This window comes from Saccharopolyspora sp. NPDC002376, from assembly GCF_053593195.1.
In genome coordinates this window covers 235,745-260,062 of record NZ_JBSFBZ010000001.1, presented here as the reverse complement: position 1 = coordinate 260,062, position 24,318 = coordinate 235,745, and the positions used below count along the sequence as shown (strand labels likewise).

Annotated in this window: 29 protein-coding genes and 1 pseudogene; 14 read left to right on the top strand and 16 right to left on the bottom strand. The window is 68.5% G+C overall.

Annotation, left to right across the window (positions count from 1 at the left end):
- Positions 1-5: 5 nt before the first annotated feature.
- Both ACWCO2_RS01505 and ACWCO2_RS01500 read right to left on the bottom strand, forming a co-directional pair.
- Positions 6-1,214: a suppressor of fused domain protein gene (locus ACWCO2_RS01505; protein WP_450125723.1), complete on the bottom strand. Its 1,209-nt coding sequence runs from the start codon at positions 1,212-1,214 to the stop codon at positions 6-8.
- Between the two features lie 76 nt (positions 1,215-1,290).
- Positions 1,291-2,415 (bottom strand): hypothetical protein, encoded by a 1,125-nt coding sequence (locus tag ACWCO2_RS01500; RefSeq protein ID WP_450125722.1) that lies wholly within the window; start codon positions 2,413-2,415, stop codon positions 1,291-1,293.
- Positions 2,416-2,502: 87 nt separating this feature from the next.
- Between ACWCO2_RS01500 and ACWCO2_RS01495 the strand changes: the two genes are divergently transcribed.
- The 3 genes from ACWCO2_RS01495 to ACWCO2_RS01485 are packed head-to-tail and all read left to right on the top strand — an operon-like array spanning position 2,503 to position 4,920.
- Positions 2,503-3,321 (top strand): pentapeptide repeat-containing protein, encoded by an 819-nt coding sequence (locus ACWCO2_RS01495; RefSeq protein WP_450125721.1) that lies wholly within the window; start codon positions 2,503-2,505, stop codon positions 3,319-3,321.
- Positions 3,322-3,375: 54 nt separating this feature from the next.
- Positions 3,376-3,723 carry an SDR family oxidoreductase gene (locus ACWCO2_RS01490; RefSeq protein ID WP_450125720.1) on the top strand — a complete coding sequence of 116 codons (348 nt, stop codon included), beginning with the start codon at positions 3,376-3,378 and terminating at the stop codon, positions 3,721-3,723.
- A 42-nt stretch (positions 3,724-3,765) separates the two neighbouring features.
- Positions 3,766-4,920: a glycosyltransferase family 9 protein gene (locus tag ACWCO2_RS01485; protein WP_450125719.1), complete on the top strand. Its 1,155-nt coding sequence runs from the start codon at positions 3,766-3,768 to the stop codon at positions 4,918-4,920.
- A gap of 1 nt (position 4,921) precedes the next feature.
- On the opposite strand, the gene ACWCO2_RS01480 is transcribed toward ACWCO2_RS01485, so the two are convergent.
- Both ACWCO2_RS01480 and ACWCO2_RS01475 read right to left on the bottom strand, forming a co-directional pair.
- The gene (locus ACWCO2_RS01480) at positions 4,922-5,140 is read right to left on the bottom strand and encodes a hypothetical protein (RefSeq protein ID WP_450125718.1); all 219 of its coding nucleotides are present in this window, start codon (positions 5,138-5,140) and stop codon (positions 4,922-4,924) included.
- 42 nt (positions 5,141-5,182) lie between these two features.
- On the bottom strand, positions 5,183-5,335 hold the full coding sequence (locus ACWCO2_RS01475) for a hypothetical protein (RefSeq protein WP_450125717.1): 153 nt from the start codon (positions 5,333-5,335) through the stop codon (positions 5,183-5,185).
- A 165-nt stretch (positions 5,336-5,500) separates the two neighbouring features.
- Between ACWCO2_RS01475 and ACWCO2_RS01470 the strand changes: the two genes are divergently transcribed.
- Positions 5,501-6,052 carry a DUF1697 domain-containing protein gene (locus ACWCO2_RS01470; RefSeq protein ID WP_450125716.1) on the top strand — a complete coding sequence of 184 codons (552 nt, stop codon included), beginning with the start codon at positions 5,501-5,503 and terminating at the stop codon, positions 6,050-6,052.
- A 34-nt stretch (positions 6,053-6,086) separates the two neighbouring features.
- On the opposite strand, the gene ACWCO2_RS01465 is transcribed toward ACWCO2_RS01470, so the two are convergent.
- Both ACWCO2_RS01465 and ACWCO2_RS01460 read right to left on the bottom strand, forming a co-directional pair.
- Positions 6,087-6,836, bottom strand: a complete 750-nt coding sequence (locus ACWCO2_RS01465; protein WP_450125715.1) for a dienelactone hydrolase family protein — start codon at positions 6,834-6,836, stop codon at positions 6,087-6,089.
- 139 nt (positions 6,837-6,975) lie between these two features.
- Entirely contained in the window at positions 6,976-7,839 is an 864-nt protein-coding gene (locus ACWCO2_RS01460) for a LysR family transcriptional regulator (protein WP_450125714.1), read from the bottom strand.
- 68 nt (positions 7,840-7,907) lie between these two features.
- On the opposite strand from ACWCO2_RS01460, the gene ACWCO2_RS01455 reads away from it, so the two are divergent.
- From ACWCO2_RS01455 to ACWCO2_RS01440, 4 genes are all read left to right on the top strand, one after another.
- Positions 7,908-8,816 (top strand): EamA family transporter, encoded by a 909-nt coding sequence (locus ACWCO2_RS01455; RefSeq protein ID WP_450125713.1) that lies wholly within the window; start codon positions 7,908-7,910, stop codon positions 8,814-8,816.
- A gap of 20 nt (positions 8,817-8,836) precedes the next feature.
- Positions 8,837-9,490, top strand: coding sequence for a TetR/AcrR family transcriptional regulator (locus ACWCO2_RS01450; RefSeq protein WP_450125712.1), 654 nt, complete (start codon positions 8,837-8,839; stop codon positions 9,488-9,490).
- Entirely contained in the window at positions 9,478-9,789 is a 312-nt protein-coding gene (locus ACWCO2_RS01445; protein ID WP_450125711.1) for a DUF6204 family protein, read from the top strand. The genes ACWCO2_RS01450 and ACWCO2_RS01445 overlap by 13 nt, the downstream gene beginning before the upstream one ends.
- Before the next feature lie 240 nt (positions 9,790-10,029).
- Positions 10,030-11,016 (top strand): esterase/lipase family protein, encoded by a 987-nt coding sequence (locus ACWCO2_RS01440; protein WP_450125710.1) that lies wholly within the window; start codon positions 10,030-10,032, stop codon positions 11,014-11,016.
- 75 nt (positions 11,017-11,091) lie between these two features.
- On the opposite strand, the gene ACWCO2_RS01435 is transcribed toward ACWCO2_RS01440, so the two are convergent.
- The gene (locus ACWCO2_RS01435; protein ID WP_450125709.1) at positions 11,092-12,531 is read right to left on the bottom strand and encodes a carboxylesterase/lipase family protein; all 1,440 of its coding nucleotides are present in this window, start codon (positions 12,529-12,531) and stop codon (positions 11,092-11,094) included.
- A gap of 14 nt (positions 12,532-12,545) precedes the next feature.
- Positions 12,546-13,448 (bottom strand): MBL fold metallo-hydrolase, encoded by a 903-nt coding sequence (locus ACWCO2_RS01430; RefSeq protein WP_450125708.1) that lies wholly within the window; start codon positions 13,446-13,448, stop codon positions 12,546-12,548.
- Between the two features lie 131 nt (positions 13,449-13,579).
- Here ACWCO2_RS01430 and ACWCO2_RS01425 point away from each other — a divergent pair, with 131 nt between their 5' ends.
- A complete protein-coding gene (locus ACWCO2_RS01425; RefSeq protein WP_450125707.1) occupies positions 13,580-14,458 on the top strand; it encodes a helix-turn-helix transcriptional regulator in 879 nt (292 codons plus the stop codon).
- 251 nt (positions 14,459-14,709) lie between these two features.
- Here the strand turns inward: ACWCO2_RS01425 and ACWCO2_RS01420 are convergent, their stop codons facing one another.
- From ACWCO2_RS01420 to ACWCO2_RS01405, 4 genes are all read right to left on the bottom strand, one after another.
- Positions 14,710-15,627 (bottom strand): NADP-dependent oxidoreductase, encoded by a 918-nt coding sequence (locus ACWCO2_RS01420; RefSeq protein WP_450125706.1) that lies wholly within the window; start codon positions 15,625-15,627, stop codon positions 14,710-14,712.
- Between the two features lie 147 nt (positions 15,628-15,774).
- On the bottom strand, positions 15,775-15,903 hold the full coding sequence (locus ACWCO2_RS01415; RefSeq protein WP_450125705.1) for a hypothetical protein: 129 nt from the start codon (positions 15,901-15,903) through the stop codon (positions 15,775-15,777).
- Between the two features lie 254 nt (positions 15,904-16,157).
- Positions 16,158-16,511, bottom strand: coding sequence for a VOC family protein (locus tag ACWCO2_RS01410; protein WP_450125704.1), 354 nt, complete (start codon positions 16,509-16,511; stop codon positions 16,158-16,160).
- Between the two features lie 85 nt (positions 16,512-16,596).
- Positions 16,597-17,640: a tyrosine-type recombinase/integrase gene (locus tag ACWCO2_RS01405; protein WP_450125703.1), complete on the bottom strand. Its 1,044-nt coding sequence runs from the start codon at positions 17,638-17,640 to the stop codon at positions 16,597-16,599.
- Positions 17,641-17,861: 221 nt separating this feature from the next.
- Here ACWCO2_RS01405 and mug point away from each other — a divergent pair, with 221 nt between their 5' ends.
- The 5 genes from mug (at position 17,862) to ACWCO2_RS01380 (ending at position 21,954) form a co-directional block, all read left to right on the top strand.
- A complete protein-coding gene (gene mug, locus ACWCO2_RS01400; protein WP_450125702.1) occupies positions 17,862-18,452 on the top strand; it encodes a G/U mismatch-specific DNA glycosylase in 591 nt (196 codons plus the stop codon).
- A gap of 349 nt (positions 18,453-18,801) precedes the next feature.
- On the top strand, positions 18,802-19,266 hold the full coding sequence (locus ACWCO2_RS01395; protein ID WP_450125701.1) for a hypothetical protein: 465 nt from the start codon (positions 18,802-18,804) through the stop codon (positions 19,264-19,266).
- 354 nt (positions 19,267-19,620) lie between these two features.
- A complete protein-coding gene (locus ACWCO2_RS01390) occupies positions 19,621-20,049 on the top strand; it encodes an HIT family protein (RefSeq protein ID WP_450125700.1) in 429 nt (142 codons plus the stop codon).
- Positions 20,050-20,258: 209 nt separating this feature from the next.
- Positions 20,259-20,936, top strand: coding sequence for a HEAT repeat domain-containing protein (locus ACWCO2_RS01385; RefSeq protein ID WP_450125699.1), 678 nt, complete (start codon positions 20,259-20,261; stop codon positions 20,934-20,936).
- 4 nt (positions 20,937-20,940) lie between these two features.
- The gene (locus ACWCO2_RS01380; protein ID WP_450125698.1) at positions 20,941-21,954 is read left to right on the top strand and encodes a MerR family transcriptional regulator; all 1,014 of its coding nucleotides are present in this window, start codon (positions 20,941-20,943) and stop codon (positions 21,952-21,954) included.
- Positions 21,955-22,394: 440 nt separating this feature from the next.
- On the opposite strand, the gene ACWCO2_RS01375 is transcribed toward ACWCO2_RS01380, so the two are convergent.
- The 4 genes and pseudogenes from ACWCO2_RS01375 to ACWCO2_RS01360 all read right to left on the bottom strand — a co-directional run bounded on the left by ACWCO2_RS01375 (position 22,395) and on the right by ACWCO2_RS01360 (position 24,208).
- On the bottom strand, positions 22,395-22,628 hold the full coding sequence (locus ACWCO2_RS01375) for a helix-turn-helix domain-containing protein (RefSeq protein WP_450125697.1): 234 nt from the start codon (positions 22,626-22,628) through the stop codon (positions 22,395-22,397).
- Entirely contained in the window at positions 22,628-22,774 is a 147-nt protein-coding gene (locus ACWCO2_RS01370; RefSeq protein ID WP_450125696.1) for a recombinase family protein, read from the bottom strand. Before ACWCO2_RS01370 ends, ACWCO2_RS01375 begins: the two co-directional genes overlap by 1 nt.
- Positions 22,771-22,869 (bottom strand): annotated as a pseudogene (locus ACWCO2_RS01365) (recombinase family protein); the annotation flags it as partial. The pseudogene ACWCO2_RS01365 and the gene ACWCO2_RS01370, both read right to left, overlap by 4 nt.
- A gap of 694 nt (positions 22,870-23,563) precedes the next feature.
- Positions 23,564-24,208 carry a GNAT family N-acetyltransferase gene (locus ACWCO2_RS01360; RefSeq protein ID WP_450125695.1) on the bottom strand — a complete coding sequence of 215 codons (645 nt, stop codon included), beginning with the start codon at positions 24,206-24,208 and terminating at the stop codon, positions 23,564-23,566.
- Positions 24,209-24,318: the final 110 nt, after the last annotated feature.

Sequence of the window (24,318 nt, the reverse complement as noted above, 5' to 3'; positions counted from 1 at the left end):
GGGCGTCAGCGGGTGACGTCGGTGATCGGCACCCCGTGTTCGTCGTTGAAACGGGCCAGGACCAGGTCGTTGCTGGTTTCCTTCGCCTCGACGAGTTCGTCGCGGGTGACTCCGACGGCCGTGACGAACTCGACCCGGCCGTTGGTGGTGTCGATCGCACCGAGCTGCGGGTCGGTGATGAACGCCAACGCGGTGATCCGGCTGCTGTCCGGGCCGAGCGCGCCGGCCACGCCCATCCGGTGTCCGTCGGCGAACGGGCGTCCTTCGTCGAAGACGTACTCACCGAGGCTGACCAGTGTCTGCAGGGCCCAGCCGGGCGGCAGCTCGTCGTCGTCTTCGCGGGGCACGCGCATCGTCAGCTCGAACCCCAGCCCGCTGGAGCGCAAGTCGAGGCCGAGCAGCGGCTCGGGAATCCCGTCGGTCTGCGGTCCGTCGTCAGGTGCCGGCATCATCGGCCCGGAATCGAGGACACCGTCGAGGTCGCTGAAGCCCCAGGTGATGAGCAGCCAGCAGCCGTCCGCGCGGTGCGCGCTGATCTCCTGCACGCCCGTACCCATCGCGGCCCCGGTCGACCAGCGCAGCGGCTGCTCGCCGGGCACCAGGGTCTCGAGCGCGGCGACGATCGCCTTGCGGCTGCCTTCTCGCGGTTCCGGCACATCCACCTGCAGAAACACCTCGAACAGTCCGCCCCAGAACGTGTCGGGGGCCAGCGCCCGCTCGTCCAGGGATGTCAGCTCGGCGATGAGCTTCTCGGTGTACGGGCGGGCTTCCTCAGCGGAGGCGCCCGCCATCTCCTTGCTGCGCAGCTCGATCCGGTAGAGGAACTCCACGAAGGCCTCGAGCGTGGTGTTGATCGTCTCGACGTGGTCGGTGAGCTCGCCGTCCTCGAGACCCAGCATGAACACGTTGCCGCTCTCGAGTTCCACGGCGTAGCGGATCTGGTCGGCGTGCTCGACCTGCTCACCGTTGTGGCCTTGACCGAGGATCAGGAACTGCGCGGGCCTGTCCGGCGTGTGTGCGTCGAACATCGTGAAGGCTTCGTACGGGCCGTCGACCTGCATGGTGAAGCAAATGCCAGCGGCCACCGGAAGCCCGAGCGAACACAGCACTGCCACATCGGCGGGGCGGAAACCGCAGGACTCGACATCGGCCCGATCGAGTGTGACGACACCGTCTTCACCGAAGACCTCGACGAGTTCCGCGTGCGTGACCATGAGCTGCCTTTCGGAGGAAGAACGGGGGTGGGCGAGATCGTATTGATCTTCGTCCGACCGCGTTCCCGAAACAGCTCTAATTGCGTTCCGCCGCAGCCTCCTGCTGAGCGGTTTGCGCGGTCTGGGTGGTGGAGCGCAACTGCCGCAGCTCCTCGTTGACCACGTCCAGCTGCCGCTCGGCGCGCTCCGCACGCGTCTGCGACTGCGACTGCGCGTCCCGCACGACCGCCAACTGCTGTGCGGCGGCCTCGCGCTCGGTCTGCAGGCGTTCCGCGGCCTCCGTCCGAGCCTGCCGCAGCTCCTCGGCTTGCTGCTGGCGCAGCGCGTCGAGTTCGTCGCGCTGACGGCGCACCTCAGCGCGCGCTTCCTCCGCCGCGCGCTTGAGCTCGTCGAGCTGAGCCTGCGCGGTCTCGGCGGACTGCTCGGCCCGCGCCGCACGCTCGGCGGCTGCGGCCTGTTGTTGCCCGGCTTCAGCGATCTGCTCGCGGGCTTGTTCCTGCGCTGCTTGAACTTCGGCCGCGGCCGCAACCTTGGCCTGCTCGGTGGCCTCGCGTGCCTCGGCGACCTGCTGCTCGGCTTCCCGGCGCGCGGCGGTCATGGCGACCTCGGCTTCGTTGCGGGCGGCTTCGACGTCCTGCTGCGCCTGCTGCTGGGCTGCTCGCGCTTGCTCCACGGCATCGTCCCGTTCTTTGCGGGCGCGCTCGGCGTCGTGGCCGGCCTGTTCGGCAGCGGCAGCGGCGTCCTCGGCCGCTTCCTCGGCGGCGGTGCGCGCCTGCTCGGCCTCGCGGCGCTGCTGCTGCGCGGTGGCCAAGGCCTGCTCGGCCTGCGCGATGCGGTGCGCGGCCTCGGCCTGGGCTGCTTGGATCTGCGCCTCAGCCGCGCTGGGATCGGTGATCGTAGCCAGCTCGTCGAGTCCGGCGCGCAGATTCCGGGTCAATTGCTCCGAAAGGAGGCGGTACTGCCGCACCAGTTCCTCCGCCCGCAACCGCGCCCCGTCGTACTCCGCTGACGGTGCGGGGGCGGCGGGGAGTTGTTCCTGCGCGGCCTGCAGGCGCTGCCGCTGCTTCCAGGCCCGCCACCGGGTGTGCTCGGGAAGGTCGCAGTACTCCGCCGGTCGTCCAGGCCCGGAACTGCGCACGATCTCCCGCGAACACCCCGGATACCGGCACACCCCGTCCTGCTCGGCAGCCACCTCACCCATGCCTGGACGGTACCGAAGCCGACCTCGACGATCCGGGTCGGGGACAATGGGCACACCCCGCACATCCACCAGGAGCACTCCGCGTTGATGCACCCGAACCACACCCCGGCCGATCTCGAACTGCGCGCCGACTGCAGCAGCTGCTTCGGGCTGTGCTGCGTGGCCCTGCCCTTCGCGGCCTCCTCCGACTTCGCCGTCGACAAGGACGCCGGAACGCCGTGCACGAACCTGCTCGCCGACTTCCGCTGCGGTATCCACACTCGCCTGCGCGAGCGCGGCTTTTCCGGGTGCACGGTCTTCGACTGCTTCGGCGCGGGCCAGAAGGTCTCCCAGGTGACCTTCAACGGCCGCGACTGGCGGCAGGACCCGAAGAGCTCCGGGCAGATGTTCACCACCTTCGCCGTGATGCGTCAACTGCACGAACTGCTGTGGTACCTCGCCGACGCGCTGACCCGCCCGGCCGCCAGCCCCGTGCACGACGACGTGCGTCGCATGGTGCAGGACATCGACGCGCTCACCCGCAGCGATGCCGAGACGATCACCGGGGTCGATGTCGCCGCGGTGCGCCAGGACGTCAACACCTTGCTGGTGGGCACCAGCGAGCTGGTCCGCGCCGAGGTCGGCGGCCGCACCAAGAGCCACCGCAGCGCCGACCTCATCGGTGCGTCGAAGCGGGGTGCGCGGTTGCGGGGCGCGAACTTGCGCGGAGCGCTGCTCATCGCCGCTGACCTGCGTGGAGCGGATCTGCGCTCGGCCGATGTGATCGGCGCGGACTTCCGCGACACCGACCTGCGCGGTGCTGACCTCACCGACGCCCTGTTCCTCACCCAGGCCCAGGTCAACGCCGCCAAGGGCGACGCCACCACCAAGATCCCCGCCGGACTGGACCGCCCCGCGCACTGGTGACCAGCCGCGGGTGAGGATCGGCTCGGACAGCAGCGCGCATGACATGATCGGCGAGTGCGCCCCATCACGATCATCACCGGTGGCAGTCGAGGCATCGGCGCGGCCACCGCGTTGTGGCTGGCTCGCGCCGGACACGACCTCGCGCTCTGCTACCGCGGAAACCACAGCGGTGCCGAGAAGGTCGCAGCAGAGGTCACCGGGCACGGGGGTCGTTGTGTGCTGGTGCGCGCCGACATCCACGCTGGCGCCGGTGTCCCCGAGCGCCTCGAGACAGCCGTGTCACGTGTGCCGATGGGACGCGCCGGGGAACCCGAGGACATCGCGCCGGCCATCGGCTGGCTGCTCGGCCCGGAATCGGCCTACACCAGCGGGGCCGTGCTGCGCGTCGCGGGCGGGCTGTGAAGCGGGAAAAAACCGGTTGCTGCGACCCCTAACGTGGAGGTCGTGGGTGAATCGCTGCTGGTCAACTTCGTCTACTGCCACCCGGTCGGGCATGCCGTGGAGGCGCTGCAGTATGCCCTGGGATACCGGCAGGCCGAACCGGACCGGCGCATCGGGGTGGTGCTCAACTCCGCGACCGCGGTACAGCTGGCCGACTGGTGCGACGCGATCGACGATGTGTACACAGTGGACATCGACGTGTTCGAGCCCGCTGGTCCCGAGGTCCTGGCGCACGTCCCGGCCGAGTGGGACTGGGTCGTCGACGACCCGCGCGGTCACCAGGCCTGGCAGCACCAGTACTTCCCCGGCCTGAAGCGCTACTACGAGCTCTCCGCCCAGCACTTCCGCACCACCAGCGGCCACACCCAGGTCGGCGCACCCACACCGTCCTACCAGCCGCGCAACCCACTCCGCCTGGCACTGCCACAGCCTGCCCGCGACTGGGCCGACGAGCTGTTGCCCGACCACGACGGCCCCACTATCGCCGTGCTACCTGGTGGCAGCGCCGAACGGTGGCGCTACCCGTCGCTGGCGTCGTGGCAGCGCATCCTGGAGGCCTTCGCGCAACGCTGGCCGCAGGCCCGGTTCTGCCTGACCGGCAAGCACGCCGACGACGGCCGCACCAGCACCGGCTTCACCCGCGCGGAGTTCGAGGCCCTGGCCGAGGTCGCCCCGCAGGTGGTGTGGGCGGTCGACGTGCCGCTGGAGCGGCAGCTGGCCGCGCTGCAGCGCTGCGACATGCTGCTGTCCCCGCACAGCGGGTTCGCCTTCGCCGCGATGGCCGCGGGCACACCGTGGCTGACGCTGGCGGGCAACGACTGGGCCGAGTACTACTTCAACCCCGGCGTGCCGTTCCACTCTGCGCTGCCCGACCTGCAGCGCTTCCCCTGCTACCTGCTGCTGGGCAACACGCCCGACCCGATCGAGGACGACGGTCCCCGCTCCCCGAGCATGTCGGCGGCCCGCATCGAGGCGGACCTGCCCGAGCTCCTCGACGGAGCCGCCAGGCTCCTGGCGGGTCTGGACTTCGACACCGCGATGCGCGATCACGCCACCCGCGCACACGCACTCTTCGGCGGCCGCACCGAACTGCTGTACTCGGTGGACAACCTGCTGGTCTCCTACCTGCCGACCGACGAGACACCATCTCAACGATGATCTAACCGAGTGGCGTGCGGAACCCTCGGAACATGACGTGCTTGCGGGGTGTGAAGCCGACGAGGTCGAGCATCTCGGGCACGTCCTCGTCACCCAGCTCGACCACACCGGTGCCGGCCTCGGAATCCGGGTGGTGGTTGCCGGACCAGATCATCTGGAGTCCGTCGAGTTCGAAGACCGGCTCCCAATCCGACGGCGGCATCGCCGTGCAGCTGAACATGTCGGCGAACTGGCCCAGTCCGAGCAGCTCGGCGAGGTCGCCTCAGGCCTGCGGATCGGCGGTGATCGAGGAGAATGTCGCAACACCCGGCTCGTAGGTAGCGGCCCGTCCGTTCCGGCGCACGAGGTGTGCGTGGTGACCGCGCAGCGATTCGCCCACCGGGTCGTCGAGCACGGCGACGTCGCGGTCCACCATCGTTGCTGCGCTTCTCCTGTCCGAAAAACCGTGCGGGTCATCCTACGGACCGGCGGTCCGTCCGATGTGGAGGTCTTCGGGGATGGTGGTCGCCTTGGCGGGGGCGCCGGTTTCAGGAAAACTGACCGACGGCACCACCTCGCGTTCCGGCGGAAGGATCGCCTAGTGCTCACTTGTGTCGCGTTGTTGCGTGCGGTCAACCTCGGCTCGCGCGGCAGCCTCGCCATGGCCGACCTGCGCGCCGCGATCAGCGCTCTCGGCGGGCGTGATGTGACGACGTACCTGCGCAGCGGCAACGTCGTGTTCACCACCGCGCAGGAAGATCCGCAGGTGGTGGAGCAGGAAGTGCGGGCTCAGCTGGCCGCTGAGCTGGGATTGGACACCACCGTCATGGTCCGCACCGCCGCCGAGATCACCGCGGTGGCCGAAGGCCACCCCTTCGCCGAGCAGGAGGACGACCCGGCCAAGCTGCACGTGGCTTTCCTGGCTGCCGAACCCGATGCCGAGCGGGCCGCGGCGATGGATCTGCCCGCAGGCGCCCCCGAACAGGTGTTGCTGCGCGGCCGCGAGCTGTACTTGCACTACCCCGCCGGGGCTGGACGGTCCAAGGTCACTTCCGCCTACCTGCAGCGGCACCTGGGAGTGGAGCTGACCGCCCGGAACTGGAGAACGGTCACCGCGCTGGCCGAGTCTGCCAACGCTATCTCAGCCACGTGATGTCACACTCGGTCCGGGACGCGCTGAGTGCCTGTCAGCCGTTGGTCAGGGTGCGGGCGAGCAGCGGCAGCAAGCGGTCCCAGTGGTGTTGCAGTCCGGAGGGGTTGAAGGCGCTGGTGTCGGACATGGTGAAGCCGTGGATGGTGCCGGGGTAGACCTCGGTGGTGTAGCTGACGCCGGCGGTGTCCAGGGCTTGGTTGAGCTCGTTGATGGTTTCCGGCGACATGTCGTTCTCGGCGAGTCCGATGTGGACCTGGGCGGTGAGCTCGGGGATGCTGCGGTGCGGGCTGTCGGGCTCGTCGGTGACCAAGTGGCCGGGGTGGAATCCGGCGACGGCGGCCACCTGGTCGGGGTGGGCGGTTGCGGTGCGCATCGCCAGGACGGCACCCATGCAGTAGCCGATCACGCCGACCGGTCCGGCGCTGACCTCGGGCTGTGTGGTGAGGAACCGCAGGTAGGCGTCGGCGTCGCGCCGGACGCGCTCGGTGGTGTGCGCTTCGATCAACGGCATCAGCTGGGCGAAGACCGCGGGCCTGGCCTCTTCGCCGATGTGCTCGGGAAGCTCGATCACCGGTGCCGGCCCATGCCGGTAGTAGAGGTTGGGGATCAGCACGTAGTAACCGTGTTCGGCCAGTTCGCGGGCCTTCTCCTCCAGCTCGGGCCGTAGGCCGAAGGCGTCCGCGTACAGCAGCAGTCCCGGGTGGCGCTCGTCGATGTCCGGGAAGGCGGCGAAAGCGTCGGCCTGGCCGTCCGCGGTGGGAATCTGCAGCGTTTTGGTGGGCATGGCGGATCTTCCTTCCTCGGGATGATGCCGGTGCACAACCACCACCAGGGCCAAGCTCACTCCTGCGGCCACCGGCACCGGTAAGGACCGTAGCAGTGATGATCAGCCGAGCCCGCTGGCCACGTCCGCCCCATCGGGTTCAGGGTCGGTCCGGTGTTCCGTAGAGCTCGGTGAGCAGACGGGTGGCCTTGTCGGCGAGGGGGTGCGGGTCATCGCGCCACCAGATCAGGCGGACCGGGATCGGTGCGGCGTCGCGGACGGGGCGGAACACCACGCCGGGTCGGGGGTACTGGGCGACGGTGCCTTCTGCGGTGATGCCGACGCAGCGCCCGGTGGCGATCACGGTCAGCCAGTCGTCGACCTCATGGGTGTACTCCACGGCCGGTCGCTTCTCCGGTGGCCACAGGTCGGTGGTCGTGGTGCCCGAACGCCGGTCTATGACCACGGTTCGGTCGCTGATCTCGGCGAGACGGATGAAGCGGCGGCGCGCCCACGGGTCGTCGGCGGCCATCGCGAGGTGACGTCGTTCCAGCCCGACGATCACGCCGTCGAATCTCCGCTGGTCGGGTTCGGTGCGCACCACGGCGATGTCGCAGGCACCTTCGGCGAGCCCACCGGTGGCGGAGTTGGTGCGCACCAGCTGCAGTTCGGTTTCGGGGAACAGCCGTGCCCAGCGGCGCTGGAACTGCACGGTGTGGCGGCCTATCGCCGACCAGGCGTAGCCGATGCGCAGGTGGGTGTGCCCGGTGGTGGCTTCGCGCACCAAGTCGTCGATGTCGGCCAGGATGCGGCGGGCTCGGGCCAGCACCCGCGCGCCGGCCGCGGTCGGGGCGACCTCGCGACTGGTGCGCCGCAGCAGCCGCACGCCGAGCACGGTCTCCAGCAAGGCCAGGGTGCGGGAGACGGCGGCTTGCGAAACACCGAGGTCGATGGCCGCGTCGGTGAAGGTGCCCGCGTCGACGATGGCGACCAGGCAGCGCAGCTGCCGCAGCTCCACATTCATAACCACAGCGTATCGCTGCGGCATTGCATGCATTTTGCGAATGCGTTCGCCGGGCGCAAGCTCACGGCATGCAGACGACCACCACAGCTCCCGCGGCAGGCTCGGCGAATGCCGGTCGCGGCGCGGGTTTCGCGATGCTGCTCGGCAGTGGGTTCTCCAATCAGCTCGGTGCGGCGATCGGTTCGATGGCGTTCCCGGTGATCGGTCCGGCCGGTGTGGTGGCGGTGCGGCAGTGGATCGCCGCGGTGCTGCTGCTCGGCGTCGGACGACCGCAGCTGCGAGCGTTCACGTTGTCTCAGTGGCGTCTCGTGCTGGCGTTGGCAGCGGTGTTCGCGACGATGAACCTCTCGCTCTACGCCGCCATCGATCGCATCGGGCTCGGACTGGCGGTGACACTGGAGTTCCTGGGGCCGCTGGCGGTGGCGCTGGCCGGCTCGCGGCGGCGGCTGGACCTGGGCTGCGCGGTGATCGCTGCGGCCGGGGTGGTGGTGCTGACCCGCCCGCAGCCCAGCACCGATTACGTCGGTATCGGCTTGGCGCTGCTGGCCGCGGTGTGCTGGGCCTGCTACATCCTGCTCAACCGCGCGGTGGGGCGGCGGCTGCCGGGCGCACAGGGTTCGGCGGCGGCCGCCGGGGTTTCCGGGTTGGTGTTCGTGCCGATCGGCGCGCTGGTGCTGGTCAACCACCCGCCGACCGCCGGGGCTCTGCTGTGCGCGGCTGGGGCGGGCCTGCTGGCCTCAGCGGTGCCGTTCTTGGTGGACCTGCTAGCGCTGCGGCGGATTCCGGCGGCCGCGTTCGGGATCTTCATGAGTGTCAACCCGGTGTTGGCGGCGGGGATCGGCGTGGTGGTGCTGGGTGAGCCCCTGCAGGTGGCGCAGTGGTTGAGCATCGGTGCGATCGTGGCCGCCAATGGCATCAGCGTCACGTCCGGGCTTCGGCGCAGCTCATCCGAGAATATTTTGAAGTCCACTCCATAATTGGAGTAGAGTTCATATTCGTGGTCGAGGGTTTACGGGAGCGCAAGAAGCGCTGGACGAGGCAGCACATCAGCCAGGTCGCCACCTCGCTGTTCGTGCGACGAGGGTTCGACCAGGTCACCATCGCCGAGGTCGCCCAGGCGGCGGAGGTGTCGGTCAACACCGTCTACAACTACTTCCCCACCAAGGAAGATCTCGTCCTGCCGCCCGAGGAGGCGTCTCCGCAGCGGCTCGCTGACATCGTGCGGGCCCGCCCCGCCGGTCAGTCCGCAGCCGGGGCGGTGCTGGCGGAGCTGCGCGCCGAGATCGCCCGGCGAGACAGGAAACTGGGACTGTCCCCGGGATTCGGTCCGGTGCTGGCCATGATGCGCGCCGCCCCCACCCTGCTGGCCCGGCTCGAGCAGCTGGGCGGGCAGATGACCGAAGCCCTGGCCACCGTGCTGGCCGAGGAAACCGGTGCGGCGCCGCAGGATCCGCTGCCGCGCGTGGTCGCACACCAGCTGGGCAGCCTGCACTCGCTGGTCTACGCCGAGCTCGGCGCACGTCTTGCTGCGGACACCGAACCAGAGGAACTGGCCGAGGCTGCATCGCGACTTCTGGACGCCATCGAGCACGCACTCGGCGACAACGTGCTCAACTACGCCATCAGGGAGGACCGGACGTGTTCCGAGTGACCATCCGCGGCAAGTTCGACGGAATCAGCGAAGCAGGACGCGAGCAGGTGCGAGCCGCCTCCGGCGCCGCGTTCACCGAAGGCGGCGCCTTCACCCACGACGCGAGCGTCTCGGCGTTCACCTTCCGCTGCCAGGTGCCCGTCCACGGCGATGACGACGACGAGCAAGCGGCAACCCAGCGAGCACTGGCCGCTCTGGACGCCCACGGCTATCCGTACCAGGTCCTGCGCGTGGCGGTCACCGACATGCGCCAGATCAAGATCCACCGCAAGGGCAAACCGTCTGCAGCATCCCGATGACGCGACAACGCCCGAGGTCCTCCGGCCGGGGCAACCCGACTGCTCCACGGGAGCGAAACCTGCGGGTTCGTCCACGAATGCCGAGGCCGTGTACCTAGAGTCGGCGGGAACGACATCAGGCGCCTGCGGGCCGCGCGTGGTCGAGCTCTGAACCGCTGGTCCCCAACAGACCGCGATGTCGTCCGGATGCGAGGCGCTACCAAGGCCTCGCATCGACGTCGACCGACGGGAGTGCGCTCGATGACCAACCGACGATGGCACGCAGTGATCGCCGCGCTCGCCGCCGCGGGGCTCGCCTTCAGCATCCCGGCATCGGTCCAGGCCGAGGAACACGGAGACGCCGCACCGGCCGCCAAGCAGAACACGATGCTGCTGGTGCACGGCTACAACGCCAAACCGCCCACCGAGTGCAACGAGTCGACCTGGAACACGGCCCTCCAGTACTTCCACGACAAGGGCGGCCGGGATCGTTCCTCGCTGCGGACGATCGGTTACTACAAGGGTGACGCCAAGTACTGCGATGACGTGATCGGCGATGGCGATGCGACCCCCGACCGTCCCATCCAGGACCTCGCGAAGGACTTCGCCAACTACATCTACCGGAACTACACCAGCAAGGGCGAGAAGGTCGACATCGTCGCGCACTCGATGGGCGGTCTGATCACCCGCGTCGCGGTGCTGGGCACCGGCGAGGGTTGGAAGGGTTTCCCGCCGAAGGTGGCCGTGGACAACATCGTCACGCTCGGCACTCCGCACCAGGGCGTGAGCAAGAATCCGTGCGGCGATCCCGATCACTGCACCCGGCAGTGGTACCAGATGACCCCGAGCAGCAACGGCGGGTCGGGGTTCATCGACAAGCTGCATGAGTCCGCGCCCGGTCGCAACGACCGCGGCCTGGACGATCCGTGGGCCGCCGGGATCGATTGGAGCCTTGTCGGATCCGCCGAGGACACGACGGTGTCGTACGACTCGGGCATCGACAAGGGGTACTTCGCGCACCAGAAGTACGGCTTCGACGAGGATCTGAACGGCAACGGGAATCCCGAATGCTCGGACCCGAACGTCAGCCACAGCAATCTCCGCAAGCTCAAGGGCGCCGGAGGTTTCTGCCTGCGCTACTGGCACCACGGCCCCAACGGCGGTCCCTACACCACCGACAACGGCTGGTCCCCGCTCAAGGTCGCCTTCAAAGCAGCCACGCACAAAGGCGACGACCTGCCGCGATAACACCGGATCCGCGGCGCAGAAACACCCTTGATCATTTCGTCACCGTGACATTAATGATCAAGGGTGTTTCATGGCTCACCACACGGACAGATCGCGTGCTGCGGCGGTTTCGGAGACCGAGTCGAAGCGCCGTAGAAGGCCCCCTTCTGACAGCCGAGGCCAACCGGGATGTCCGGTCGTGGCGAAGGAGATCCACGCGGCGTGCATCTCCTTCGCCAACGCCTCAGGCGGCTCCCCCGTCCCAAGCAGTCCCTGCGCCCCGCGCAGCACCGGGAGGTCGAGCAGGTCGAAGACGAACGGCAGCTCGACCGAGTGCGCCGCACCGAGCTGACCGTCCACAGCCGACGATCCCCAGGCGAACTCGTAGACGTGCGCATTGCCGTGGGCTTCGGCCAGCATGCGGCCGCCCGCTGCGAACATCGCATCACCGAGGATCGCCGAGCGCAGTTCGCCGTGACCGGCCTCCGGCCGCTGCGCCCGGTAGGCCGCGATGAGCGAGTCCGGATCCCGGTGCACCCGGGCGGCAAGCTCTCGCACATCGGCGGCGGTCGAGGTCGGTAGAGCCCCCTGCGGCGCGAGGTAGAGGTTGCCTTCCTCGGTGTTGGAGCCCACGAGCAGGTCCACGTCCGCCAAGTCGCTGTCGGCGGGCTGGCGCTCGAGCACCACGTCGAACGGGGTGAGACCGACCAGCGGATCGAACTCCCCCGCCGTCTGCAGGTCCAGGCCGCCGAGCTCGGGCATGATCTCGACCAACCGCTCGTCAGGCACGGCACCGAAACCAGCAGCGGTCGGTTCGATGCCGAGAGCAGTGGCCGCCGCACGGGTCACCACCGCAGCCTGCTCCGGCGTGAACGCCCCGAGCCCGTTGCCGCTCTGCACGATCGCGCGCTGGAACAACCCCCTGGCCTCGGTGTCGGCGAGCAGCGCTGCGACGAGCGTGGCACCAGCGGACTGACCGAACAGCGTGACATTGCCCGGATCGCCGCCGAAGGCGTCGATGTTGTCCTGCACCCACCGCAACGCGGCGCGGACGTCGAGCAGTCCGCGGTTACGCGGAGCCCCGGGCACATCGAGGAACCCGGTGATGCCCAGCCGGTAGTTCACCGTCACCAGAACCACACCATCGCGGGCGAACGCACTGCCGTCGTAGAGCGGAGACCGGGTTGAACCGGAGACGAACCCACCGCTGTGCACGAACACCATCACCGGGCAGCGCTGAGCCGGCTGCGGCGCCCAGACGTTGACGGTGAGGTAGTCGTCCCCGCGGACCCAGCCGGGACCGAAGAACGGTGACATGTCGAGCGCGGCGAACCCGTCCCGGCGTGCTTGGGGCGCGGTCGGCCCGGGACGGGTGGCATCGCGTACGCCTGACCAGGGCTGATGCGCAACAGGCGGGGCGAACCGGTCGATACCCCGGGGCGCAGCGGCATACGGGACGCCCAGGAAGCGCCGCACGCTGCCGCTGGTGGTTCCGCGCACGGCTCCGCGGGTGGTGGTCACGATGGGGTCGGACACCTGCTGTCCTCCTCTCAGATCCGGGCGAACGGTGCCCACGACTTGATGGCGAACTTCTCGCCCTCCCGCACGACCTCCGCGCCGCCGTGCCCACCGAGATGTGCGGGCAGCACCAGGGTGTTGGTGTCAGCGGCCTGCCCCAGCAACCTGCGCCGAGTGGCCCGCGCCTGGACGGGGTCCTCGCAGAAGCAGCTGTTGGCATCGGGTTCGAGGAACTGCACTGCGGTGTGCAGCAAATCCCCGACGAACAGCGCCCGGTCACCACCGGAATCCAAGCTCAGCACCGACGATCCGGGAGTGTGCCCCGGCGCGAGGACAAGCCGCAGGTTGTCGTCGATGACGTGCTCGCCCTCCCACAGCAGGGTTTGGCCCGCTCGATGCACCGGATCGACGCTGTCGTGGAAGACGTTCTGGGAATCGCGGCGCTGCGCTGAGGGGTGGCCGTTGGCGGGGTTCCAGTAGTCGAAGTCGGTGCGCGGCATCAGATAGGTCGCGTTGGGGAAGGTCGGCACCCAGTCCTCGCCCTGCAGCCGCGTGTTCCAGCCGACGTGGTCGACGTGCAGATGCGTGTTGACCACCAGGTCGACGTCCTCGGGCCGGACCCCGGCACGGGCGAGGTTGCCGAGGAAGTCGGTGTCGAGGTGGTCCCACAACTCGGTATCCGGCCGCTCCTTGTGGTTGCCGACGCCGGTGTCGACCAGGATCGTCCGCCCCTGGCTGCGCAGCACCCAGGTCTGCACCGCGCACACGCACTCGTTCGCGGCGGGGTCGATGAAGTCCGGTGCCAGCCACGATTCGTTGTCCCGCCACGTCTGCACCGGCGCGTCCGGCACGAAGGTGGTTGGCGACATCGCGACCGGCCCGTAGTACTCGATCACCCGGGTGACGGTGACCTCGCCCAGCACGATTTCTCGCATGATTGCTCCGAAAGGCTCTCGATTCAGCTCTCCCCAAGCCTGCGCCCGCGGTGCCCCTGCCAACCAGCCCCGACTGTGCATACCACTGACAGGGGCAGGCTCACCGCCGGCGCTGAAGGCATAGTGAGGGCATGGCAAGCTCTGGGCACCTCGGCGAGTTCCTGCGAGCGCGGCGAGCGCGTCTGCAACCAGAAGACGTCGGACTGATCACGCCACCGGGCCACCGCCGCGTTGCCGGACTGCGCCGTGAAGAACTCGCAAAGCTGGCGGGCGTCAGCGTCTCGTACTACACGCGCTTGGAACAGCACCAGTCGACCAACGCCTCCGACGGTGTGCTCGACGCTCTGGCCACCGCACTGCGCCTGGACGATCACGAACGCGCTCACCTGCGAGAACTCGCCGCTCAGCGTTCCCGCCCGCACAAACGCCCTCCGACGGAGCGCGTCAAGGGGATGACCCGCGAGCTGCTGCGGTCGCTGGGCAACGTGCCCGCGCTGGTCGTCGGCCGGCGAACCGATGTGCTGGCGTGGACGCCCATGGGTCACGCCCTGCTGGCCGGGCACATCGACCCGACCGCCCCGGAACGCCCAGGCAAGCGCCCCAACCTGGTCCGGATGCTGTTCCTGGACCCGCACACCCGCGAGCTCTACGCGGACTGGGACCGCAAGGCACGTGGGCTGGTGGCCAGCCTCCGACTGGCCGCGGGCCGTCACCCCGAGGACGCGTTGCTGGCTTCGCTGGTCGGCGAGCTGTCGGTGAAGTGCCCGGAGTTCGTCGCGCTGTGGGGCGACCACCGGGTCAAACCCTGCGAAGGCGACTCGTTCCGGTTGCGCCACCCGCTGGTCGGCGAGCTCACCATCACCCAGCAGAGCCTCCAGCTCACCCACTCCCCAGAGCAGTCCCTCGTCGTGGTCACCACCGAGGAGAACTCCCCCTCCACCGACACCCTCGACCTCCTGGCCCAACTGGCAGCAACACCGCACATCGCCGCGACGAGCATCGCCCGATGACGGAGAAAGCGCCGGGTCAGCGGCTGGTGGTACGGGGACCGTTGTAGGTGCCCTCGGCGACCGGCTCCAGCCACTGGGTCTCGGGGCTGCCAGGACCCGGCCAGGCGTGCCGAGATCTGGCTTTGTCGAGCTTCTTCGGCCCCGCCTTGTCGAAGTTGAGCGGCCCCACTTACGTCGTCGGGGTCGGGTCGGGTGCCGATCTCGTCAGTAGGGAGTCAGCATGACGGCGCTGTTGGCCTATTCCAGGGCGCTCAGGGGCGCACGCGAATGACAGTCTTGCCCTTGCGCCGCTCGGTCGGGTTGAGCGCAGGGACGGCGTCGTCGAGGGTCGCGACGGTTCCGATGTGCGTGCGAAGGCGCCCGTCCCGCACCCGGTCGACGATCTCCACCAGCTGACTCGGAACAGACTCGACGACGAAGTCGACCGCGAGGCCGTCGACAGGGCGAGTCTCAGCAGGCCCGACCACCGACACCAGCGTCCCGCCAGGCCGGATGATGCTCGCCGAGCGCCTTTGGATGTCACCGCCGATGACATCGAAGACCAGGTCGACCACGCCGAGGTCTTCGAGATCGGCGTCGCCGAGGTCGAGGAACTCGTTCGCACCGAAGTCGCGCGCCAGCTGGCGGTCCGCCGCCCGCCCGGTACCGATGACGTAGGCGCCGAACTCCCGGGCGAGCTGCGTCACCACAGATCCAACCGCGCCGGCGGCGCCGTGTGCGAGGACGCTCTGCCCCGCCTGAAGACGACCGTGCTGGAACAGGCCTTGCCACGCGGTCAGGCCGGAGATCGGCAGGCTCGCACCCACCGCGAAGTCGACGTTCCCCGGCAGCGGCGCAAGGTTGCGTGCCTCCACGGCCGCGTACTCGGCCAGGGTTCCATCGCGGTGCCAGTCGGTGATCCCGAACACCCGCTGTCCCAGCGACAGTCCCGTCGTGCCGTAGCCGAGGGAGGTGACCACTCCAGCGAACTCGTGGCCGATGATCGCCTGGGCTCGATCGTGACCGGAGCGATCGACCCACGTCGAGGGCCACTCCCACTCTGCAGGGACGAAGCCCGACGCATGGACTTCAACGACGACGTCGTTGATCGCCGGCGTCGGCTCAGGCCGCTCCGCGAGTGTGATTCCGGCTGCTTCCGCGGCCTGATCCGCCGCGACGATCGCCTTCATTGGTACCTCCGTATACGCATGGGGATCACTGTGGAACGACAGGAGCGCGCCGGCGGGCCAGCCGACGTGGTCGCCGGATCACCGGAGACGGCTGAGCAGCGGTTTCAGGGGCTCATTGCCCCTTTCTCGCGTATCCCGGTCGGCCCCCTAGAGGAGCCTGGTCCGGTGCCCGCGGCCGGGCAGCTGCTCCCCGCACACCGCCAGCCTGCCGCACAACCAGCAGACACCGCCCGCGCTGCCGGAAACCCGCTGCACTCCCGTGCCGGTGGCGGCCATGCCCCCAGGATGAGCCCCGGCCGCCAGGGTTGCCGGGTCGAAACGGTCTGCGGACCGCCTCCCACCCTGGCGCGCCCCTGACCAGGACGCCGGGATGCCTGTTCGGAAAGCGATCGACTGCCGAACGCGAACACGCGCCGGACCAGCAGCTGATCGTGTGGACCGCCGAGCCGTGCTCACCCTCGAACGACGCGTTGCAGATCCAGGCGTCCTGGGCGGCCGAGCACCTGCGCGTCGGGTGAACCAGTTGAACGTCAGTCGTACTGGGCCAGGCAGAACTCGTGGTCTTCGGGATCGGCCATCACCACGACCACTCCCTCGTCGTAGTCGTGCCGTTCGCCGGTGAACCGGCCACCGAGTGCGGTGACCTGGGCGATGCCTTGATCGATGTCGTCGACCACGATGTCGAGGTGCAGACGCGCTTTGCCGCGCTTCGGCTCGGTCACCGGCTGGAAGACAAGGCGGGGCTGCACGTCGTCAGGGTGGCCGAGGTAGATCCAGCCGGGCCGTGTCGGCCCCTGCGGGCGGTCCAGGAGGCTGCTCCAGAAACGTGCTACTCGTTCCACGTCGACGCAGTCGATGGTCACGCCACCCCAGCGGTTTCCCATGCCCTCAACCCCTTCGCGTTGTCTCCCTCGGATGCCGCGGAGCGTGCGGCACAGGCGATCATTTTCGTCACCGTGACATAAATGATCAAGGTGATTCCTCTTGGGATTCCGGTGTTTCCGGGTTGGTTCGGTGGATTGCTCCAGCGACGAGATGGGCTGGGTCGCGGGTCAGGGACAGGGCGACGTGGTCGTAGAGCTGGGTGATCGCGGCTGAGGAGTGCCCGAGGGCGTCGCGGCGGTCTTCCAGGGCCGCTCCCCTTTCCCGGGCGATGGTGTTGAAGGCGTGCCGCATCGAGTGCGGGGTGATCCGCTGCGGCATCGGCACTCCGGCTTGCGTGGCCAGGGTCTGCACGAGCCGGTAGACCTGGTGCCGGTTGACGCGGTTGCCATGTCGGGTGACCAGCAGCGCGGTCGTGTCCACATCGGACGGCCGAGACTGCAGGTAGTCGTCGAGAACCGGCGCCAGCGGCGCCGGGATGGGACGGGTGCGGACTTTGCCGCCCTTCATCCGCACGGTCAGCACCCGCATGCCGTCGCGCTGGCCGAGGTCGGCCAGGTCGGCGTTGCACAGCTCCGATACTCGGATGCCCAAGTCGATCAGCAACATCATGGCCAACGCTGCCGCTTGCGGGCCGAGGGTGCGGTGCGCGTAGTCGCGGCTGTTGGTCAGCATCTGCGCGGCTTGTTGCTCGGAGACACTGGCCGTCGTCGAGTGCCTGCGGTCGTATCGGGGCCGGGCGGCGTCGCGGGCGGGGTTGGCGTCGATCGCTCCGGCCCGCACGAGGAAGGTGTACCAGCTGGAGACCGCGGCCAGTTTGCGCGCGCGGGTCGACGCGGCGAAGGGGCGCCCGGTGCGGGGGTTGGTCGCTGCGGCCAGTTGAGCTGCGTACATCTGCACTTCGGGTAGGCGCATGGTCAGCGGGTCGAGCTCGCGCTGGGTGCACCACGCGAGGTACTCGCGCAGGTCGCGCGCGTAGGCGGCGCGGGTGTCCGAGGAGTCGGCGAACGAGCCCAGCCAGGCCGAGATCAGCGCGGTGACGGTGTGGCCTGTCCTCGTCGTCGAGGCCAGGAGTTCCGTTTGCTCCCCCATCGGCTGCACCCTGGCGCCCGCGCCCGAAACGATCTCCATGCGGACACCTTACCGCACATAAGCGCGATTATGCGTGGTGTCATTATGTCCGTTTCCTCTCGTCCCAGTTTTGTTTCGTTTGTTGAGTTACGTTTTGTTTTACTGGTTACGTTATTGTGTTTCGGGCTGGGTGGCGGACGAGTTGGGCGGTTGCGCCCGAGTGGTGGTGGACGGCCGGTTAAGGTCCGGGGTGAATTGGGTTGCCGTACCGGAGGTGGGAGTTGTCGGGGAACCGTCCGAGTGCGCAGGAGCTGGCCGCCGCGGAAGGAGCGAGGATCCCGGACGTCCTCTCCCCTGGCCTGCGGGTGCTGTTCTGCGGAATCAACCCCGGGCTGTGGTCGGGTGCGACCGGGCACCACTTCGCACGCCCGGGCAACCGGTTCTGGCCGGCGCTGCATGACTCCGGGTTCACCCCGCGCCTGTTGGAGCCGCACGAGCAGGATGAGCTGCCGGGCTTCGGGTTGGGCATCACCAACTTCGTGGTGCGAGCCAGTGCGCGCGCGGCCGAGTTGTCCGACGACGAGCTGCGCGCTGGCGGCATGACCCTGGCGGCGAAGGTGCGGCAGTACCAGCCGGAGTGGGTGGCGGTGGTGGGGATCACCGCGTACCGGGTGGCCTTCGGTGAGCGCCGGGCAACTGTGGGCCGCCAGGACCGCCGGATCGAGGACGCACAGGTGTGGGTGCTGCCCAACACCAGCGGTCTCAACGCCCACTGGACGGCGGGCACACTGGCCTCGGAGTTCCGTCAGCTGCGCCAGGCGGCCATCCCCGAGCCGTTGGCCGACCGGAGCAACCACGAAACACCCTGCTGAGCAACCCGGTTCCCGGTCGCGATGAGCCATCGTCGGGGTTACCTGGCTGTGATCTTTGTCTTTGGCGCGCGACGGTCGAGCTGCTCCCGTGTGGACGATCGACGCCGATTTTGCGCACTCACAGTGTTCGTTCGTGCTGGCTGGGCAACCATTTCGGTGCTCAACTACTCCAAATGGACTTCACTGCTGCACTGAATAGTGCATTGGGTACTGGGTGTGATCGTCGGAGAGAGCTAGGAAACACGGGGGTGTGCTTTATCTGTCCGTTACCGGTAGGGTCTGATCGGCTGGTTCGGGAAGACCCCGTTCCGGTGACACTGGCCGTTTGCTCCCCGCAGAGTCGATTCGGATGACTATTCAAGACGACATTGCTCGACCGTGGTTCCAGCCGGTGGTCCAGTCGGAGGCGCAGCAGGCGCCGCGGCCGGATCCCGGGCCGCCGACGACCCGCATCGTCGGTCAGCTGCCGTTGAACGAGGCGGTCCTCCCCACTCGACCGGCGTCGCCGCCCCCGATGGCGGATGCACCGGAGCGGGTGGAGGTCACCCAGCCCTACATTCCCGCGATCCGCGACGAGCGCCCTGAGTTCGCCAAGCGCCTCAACCCCGAGCCGCCGGCTGCTTCGCCGAGCATGACGGGCCCGCAGTCGGCGGTCGCACCGCCGGAGGTCAGGGCGGAGCCCAAGCCCGCGCCCCGGCCCGCTGCGAAGGCGCCTGCTGCGCCGGCGAAGAAGCGCGGCCTGGTGCGCCGCGTGGTGCGGCGGATCATCGGACCGGACCTGTTGCGCAAGGACCCGCCGAAGAAGCGGCGCTGACCCGGCGTCAACAGCGGTGGCCTTGGCACTGGCGCAGACCTGCATCCTGCGCCAGTGCCAAGGCCACTGTCATTTCCTCCCCCCGCTGCTCTCCTACATCCTGGTAGCGCGTGCCGAAAGACCAATGGCTAGCTCCGAATCTCGAGGTCGGCGGCTCGAATCTGGTTGGTGACGGAGCGGTTGGATGACTGGCGGGACCCCTGGTAGGCCCCTAGGACCGGTCTATCTTGACCAGGTAGTAGTCCTCACGATGCCCAACGCCGATCTTGACGCTGACCGCCGCGTTCTCCTCCTCACCCTCGCCGAGGCTGAGCTGTTCGCTGTCGGGCTCGTTCGTTCGAGGAGAGGTCGCCGTTGCACAACCACGAACCGCCCAGCTACACCTGCCCGTTCTGCGTTCTGCTGGCTGGCGGCGAAACGGCGATCAACAGCCAGCGCGACATCGTGCTGCGTGCCGAGTTGGCCACCGCGCTGATCTCACCTCGGTGGTGGCCGCGCAACCTCGGCCACGTGCTGGTGATCCCCAATGCCCACCACGAGAATCTCTACGACCTTCCGCTCGAGCACGGACATGCTGTGCACGACGTGGTCCGCGAGGTCGCGATCGCGCTGCGCACCGCGTACGGCTGCGAGGGAGTTTCGACCCGGCAGCACAACGAGCCGGTCGGTGATCAGGACGTTTGGCACCACCACGTGCACGTCTTCCCGCGCTATTCGGGCGATGATCTCTACGGCTCCGCACCGTGCCCGCAGTTCGCTTCGGCGGAGCAACGTCGGCATTAAGCCGACCTGCTCGCCCGCCATCTCGACTGACTCGATCGCGGCATCCACCTGCGCCTGAACATGTTTGACGGCCTCGTGCCAAAGGTCAGCGGCTTGGTGCTGGTGCGGTGAGTGCGGTTTCGGCGGCGTCGAGGGTCGAGCTGCCGCTCGCCGCGGGCGGCGCGCACTTGACCTTGACACTGTGACAAGGCCTTCACTGTGTGCAGGAGGTGATTCCCATCAACTCGCCACACAGGAACCCGCAGAGCGCCCGTCCGCCTGAAGCGTCGTTGAACGCAGAAGACTCGTCGGCGCGGCTCAAGGCCGCTCTGGCGGTTGGCACGCACCCCGACCCCAACCTCGTCGGTGCGCTCGTGGCGCGGTGCGCGGTCGAGCCGGACTTCTTCGTGCGTGACATGCTCACCTGGGCGTTGACCCGCTTCCCATCGGAGATCACGGTGCCCAGACTTCTCGCGGAGCTTCGTTCTGAGCAGGCTCAGGCGCGAAGCCAGGCGTTGCACACGTTGTCCAAGATCGGGGACGGGAGTACGTGGCCCGCGATCACGCGGTCGTTGTTGCGCGACACCGACGACGAGGTCGCGCGCAGCGCATGGCGTGCTGCTGTCGTCCTCGTGCCCGACGAGGAGCGGAAGGAGCTGGCTGAGGAACTGGTCGCGCAGCTCGGTCGTGGCGACCGGAATGTGCACCTCAGTCTCAGCCGGGCACTCGTCGCGCTCGGGGACGTGGCCGAGCCGGCTCTGCAGCCGGGACTGGCGAGTGACGACGCGGTGGTGTGTGCGCATGCCCGTGCCACGGAGATGCTGCTGCGGGACCCGGACGCCGGTTTCAACTCGGTTCTCGACGAGGCGAAGCGGATCGTCGCGCTCGGCCCGGACTGGATCCGGTGAAACCGTGCTGATCGGAGAAGTGGCACGCCGCTCGGGGGTGAGCACCCGGATGCTCAGGCACTACGAGTCCCTCGGGCTGGTGCAGCCAACGGGCCGCACCATGGGTGGCTACCGCGAGTACTCCGATGAGGACATTCGCCGGATCTTCCACGTGGAGAGTCTGCGCTCGCTGGGATTGTCGTTGCGACAGATCGGACGCGCCCTGGAGGATCCGGCGTTCACGCCGTCCACACTGGTCGGCGACCTCATCCGGTGGGCCGAAGACCGATTGGCGCGGGAGCAGGAGCTGCTCAAGCGCCTTCGTGCAGTCGATTCCTCGGCGCCCTCGGACTGGCATGGTGTTCTGCGCATCGTCGAGCTCATGCGCGGGCTCAACTCCCCCAGTGCTGCGAGTCGGCAGCAGAGCATCCTGGCCCCGGCCGAGGGTGTGCCGGTTCCCACCGAGGTGCTGGCGAGGGCGGTCCTCGCCGAATCCGACGCGAACGTTGCCGGGGCTTTGCGGTGGGCCCTTGCGCGGGCGGGTAGTGACGGTTTGGTGAGTGTGGTGTCCGGGGTGCGTTCGGAGGACGTCGATGTCCGGCGGCGTGCGGTCCTGGCGGTTGCCGAGATGTCCGGTGGTGAGGTGACCGCGGTGCTCGCGGACGCTCTCGGCGACTCGGACGCAACGGTGCGCAGGCATGCTGCTCTGGCTTTGGGGCGGCGTGGCGGGATCGCCGCTGTGCCGACGCTTGTCGGAATGGTGGTCGAGGGCGTGAACGACGTCGAGGCGGCCGAGGTCCTGGGAACGTTGTCGCTGGACTCCGGGTGCGCAGAGCGGATCATGACTGCGCTGGTCGACGAGCTCGCCGCGCCCACTGCGGACGCTGCGGTGCGGATACGGCTGGCCCAGGCGCTCGTCGAGATGCCGACGACCATCGCGCAGGGAGTCCTGCAGCAGTTGGCCCACGACGACGATCAGGCTGTGGCTCGCGTCGCCTCGGCCCTCGTGGATGTCCTCGACGAGCGGTCCCGCGGCTGACTCCGAGCCGACAGCTCGCCACTGAAGTCAGCCGCATGATGCACACCATGTCCGCCTCCGGCACTCGGCTGGCATCCAGCGCCCGGGCAGATAAAGGCTGGGCAGGTGCGCGAAGCAACACACTGCCTCGTCGGTGGTTCCGGTGGCGAAGTCTTCGGCGTCGTCGTCGCTGAGGTGGCGGATGGTGATGACGCCGTCGGTCAGTCAGGACTCGGGCAGTGCCAGGGGCACGGGTACCTCCCGTTGGGGAACGCGGTGCGGGTCGCTGGATTCAGGGTTTGAGGAACATCGGCACGAAAATCAGCGCCAAGCCCTGAAGTTGCTAATCAGCGAGCTGCGGGTGCACCACTTCGAAGATTTCTTGTGATCTGCAGCACGGGCAAAGGGGTTGTCGAATATCGGGCGGATTTGGTTGACCAGCGATGATATACCTTGGTCGGCTACTCGGTTTCCGAAGTCTGCGCCTTGGCCAGGTGGCGGTAGATGGTGGGGCGGGTGACGCCGAACTCGTCGGCAATCTGCTGGACGGTGTGCTTGCGCTTGCCGTCCTCGTCTTTCTCGTCGTACATCTGCCAGGCCAGTTTCACTTGCCGGGGGCCGAGTTTGGCTTTCTGGCCGCCGGTCCGACCGCGCGCCCGCGCCGCCGCGAGGCCGTCCATCGTCCGCTCGGACATCAGGGCGTGCTCGAACTCCGCGATCGCCCCAAAATTTGGAAGAACATGCGGCCGACGTCGGTGGAGGTGTCGATGCCCTGGTCGAGCACCACCAGGTCCACGCCCTTGTTCTCCAGCTCCTTGGGGAGCTGGATCAGGTGCCTCAAGAGGAGCGGCCGAGCCGGTCCAGCTTGGTCACCACGATCTGGTCGCCCTCGCGGTTGGCCGACAGCAGCGCTTTGTCTAACTCGGGGCGCTTGGCGAGTGTGCCGCCGCAGCCTCGGCGCCGGCTTCACCACGCAAGCCGAGTCGGGCTGGGACGCGGTCGCCGACGGTGCCGCACTGCAGGAGCAGGATCTCGCCTTGGTCCGCGACGGCGGGGCTTTCGTCGGCGTCCGGCCGAACGCCGTGCCGGCCACGGAGCGCGGGATCACCGTAGCCGCCGTGGTAACGCACCCCGACGGCCCGCGATTGGGCGACTCGCCCGCGCCGCATCCGGCGACTTCCGACCCGAGTGCACACGGTCGTGCCTCTGGACCAGGTCACCGATGCCCACCGGGCTATGGCGAAGGGCGGGGTGCGCGGTCGCTACGTGCTCTAGCCCTGACCAGCAACATCCAGATCGACGATCCGACCAGTCACGCCATCGGGCTGATCAACCGCCTGTGCCCGTGGCCGGGCAAGTTCCTGGCTGGACGCGTCACGTTGTGCCCAGCCAGGAACGCCAAACCTCATCAACCCGACCGCGTGCAGGGAACTACGGACATCCGTGCGGCCGATTTCGGACATCGACAACAGGGGGATGGACTGATGACTCTGCTTGTAGCACGCGCTGATCTCGCGGAGTTGTTCACAGGGATTCGGGGCTGACTTGGGGAGTTGACGGCGTGCTGGTCGACTCGTCGCACGAGCAACCCGCAGTCCGTGCCGGCAGTGTCGTCTACGGCGGCGACCGGTCAGACGGCTCCGGATGATCGCCCGGCGGCAGGCTGCGACGCGGGGTCCTGCACGAGCTTCATCGACACGAGCTCGGTGAATCCGGCGCGTCGGGCGAAGCGCACCTTCCGACGCTTGTACACCGTGAAGCCGAGCTTGGCGTAGAGGCCGAGGGCGGGTGCGTTGGTGTCCTTGATGTCCTCGAGCACGTACTCGCGATACTCGGGCTGCGCCAGCAGGTGACGCAGCAACGCGGTCGCGACGCCGCGACCCTGATAGGCCGGCTCGGTGGCGACGAACCCGATCTCGGCGAGCCCGGGCCGGGCGCCGTCGGAGGCGCTCATGAACCAGCTCCGGATCACCACGTAGCCGAGCAGCCCGCGCGCCAGCCCGAGGTGGCGCCGGATCTCCCGCCATCGCGGCGCGAACAGCGTCTGGTCGCCCTCGGTGAGTGAGGCGAGGCCGGCGGGCTCCCCGTCCACGAGCGCGATGTAGAACCGTTCGAGCAGCAGCATGTGCTCGAACGCGTCGGCCAACTTGCCGGTGTCGCGCGAGAACGCGACGAAGTCCTCCGCGAAGCTGCGCACGTAGACCTCGGTGATGCGGCGCCGGTATCCCTCGCCGAGCTCGTCTCCCCGCTCGACCACGACCATCGTCTCGACCATCCCCGTCACTCCGCTCGTCACGCACCCGTACGGATTCGACATATCCACTGGCACGCAAACCGCATTCATTGTAGGACGCAGCCGGTTCGGACGGGTCGCGCAGCGGGCGC

Excerpts from the sequence above, each read along its gene's own strand:
- ACWCO2_RS01475 (WP_450125717.1), bottom strand. The coding sequence starts at position 5,335 with ATGGTGGACCGCGACGTCGCCGTGCTCGACGACCCGGTGGGCGAATCG.
- ACWCO2_RS01505 (WP_450125723.1), bottom strand. The coding sequence starts at position 1,214 with ATGGTCACGCACGCGGAACTCGTCGAGGTCTTCGGTGAAGACGGTGTC.
- ACWCO2_RS01495 (WP_450125721.1), top strand. The coding sequence starts at position 2,503 with ATGCACCCGAACCACACCCCGGCCGATCTCGAACTGCGCGCCGACTGC.
- ACWCO2_RS01440 (WP_450125710.1), top strand. The coding sequence starts at position 10,030 with ATGACCAACCGACGATGGCACGCAGTGATCGCCGCGCTCGCCGCCGCG.
- ACWCO2_RS01455 (WP_450125713.1), top strand. The coding sequence starts at position 7,908 with ATGCAGACGACCACCACAGCTCCCGCGGCAGGCTCGGCGAATGCCGGT.
- ACWCO2_RS01465 (WP_450125715.1), bottom strand. The coding sequence starts at position 6,836 with ATGCCCACCAAAACGCTGCAGATTCCCACCGCGGACGGCCAGGCCGAC.
- ACWCO2_RS01460 (WP_450125714.1), bottom strand. The coding sequence starts at position 7,839 with ATGAATGTGGAGCTGCGGCAGCTGCGCTGCCTGGTCGCCATCGTCGAC.
- ACWCO2_RS01415 (WP_450125705.1), bottom strand. The coding sequence starts at position 15,903 with ATGGCCGCCACCGGCACGGGAGTGCAGCGGGTTTCCGGCAGCGCGGGC.
- ACWCO2_RS01420 (WP_450125706.1), bottom strand. The coding sequence starts at position 15,627 with ATGAAGGCGATCGTCGCGGCGGATCAGGCCGCGGAAGCAGCCGGAATC.
- ACWCO2_RS01430 (WP_450125708.1), bottom strand. The coding sequence starts at position 13,448 with ATGCGAGAAATCGTGCTGGGCGAGGTCACCGTCACCCGGGTGATCGAG.
- ACWCO2_RS01375 (WP_450125697.1), bottom strand. The coding sequence starts at position 22,628 with ATGTCCGAGCGGACGATGGACGGCCTCGCGGCGGCGCGGGCGCGCGGT.
- ACWCO2_RS01410 (WP_450125704.1), bottom strand. The coding sequence starts at position 16,511 with ATGGGAAACCGCTGGGGTGGCGTGACCATCGACTGCGTCGACGTGGAA.
- ACWCO2_RS01500 (WP_450125722.1), bottom strand. The coding sequence starts at position 2,415 with ATGGGTGAGGTGGCTGCCGAGCAGGACGGGGTGTGCCGGTATCCGGGG.
- ACWCO2_RS01425 (WP_450125707.1), top strand. The coding sequence starts at position 13,580 with ATGGCAAGCTCTGGGCACCTCGGCGAGTTCCTGCGAGCGCGGCGAGCG.
- ACWCO2_RS01395 (WP_450125701.1), top strand. The coding sequence starts at position 18,802 with ATGACTATTCAAGACGACATTGCTCGACCGTGGTTCCAGCCGGTGGTC.
- ACWCO2_RS01405 (WP_450125703.1), bottom strand. The coding sequence starts at position 17,640 with ATGGAGATCGTTTCGGGCGCGGGCGCCAGGGTGCAGCCGATGGGGGAG.
- ACWCO2_RS01360 (WP_450125695.1), bottom strand. The coding sequence starts at position 24,208 with ATGGTCGAGACGATGGTCGTGGTCGAGCGGGGAGACGAGCTCGGCGAG.
- ACWCO2_RS01480 (WP_450125718.1), bottom strand. The coding sequence starts at position 5,140 with ATGTTCAGCTGCACGGCGATGCCGCCGTCGGATTGGGAGCCGGTCTTC.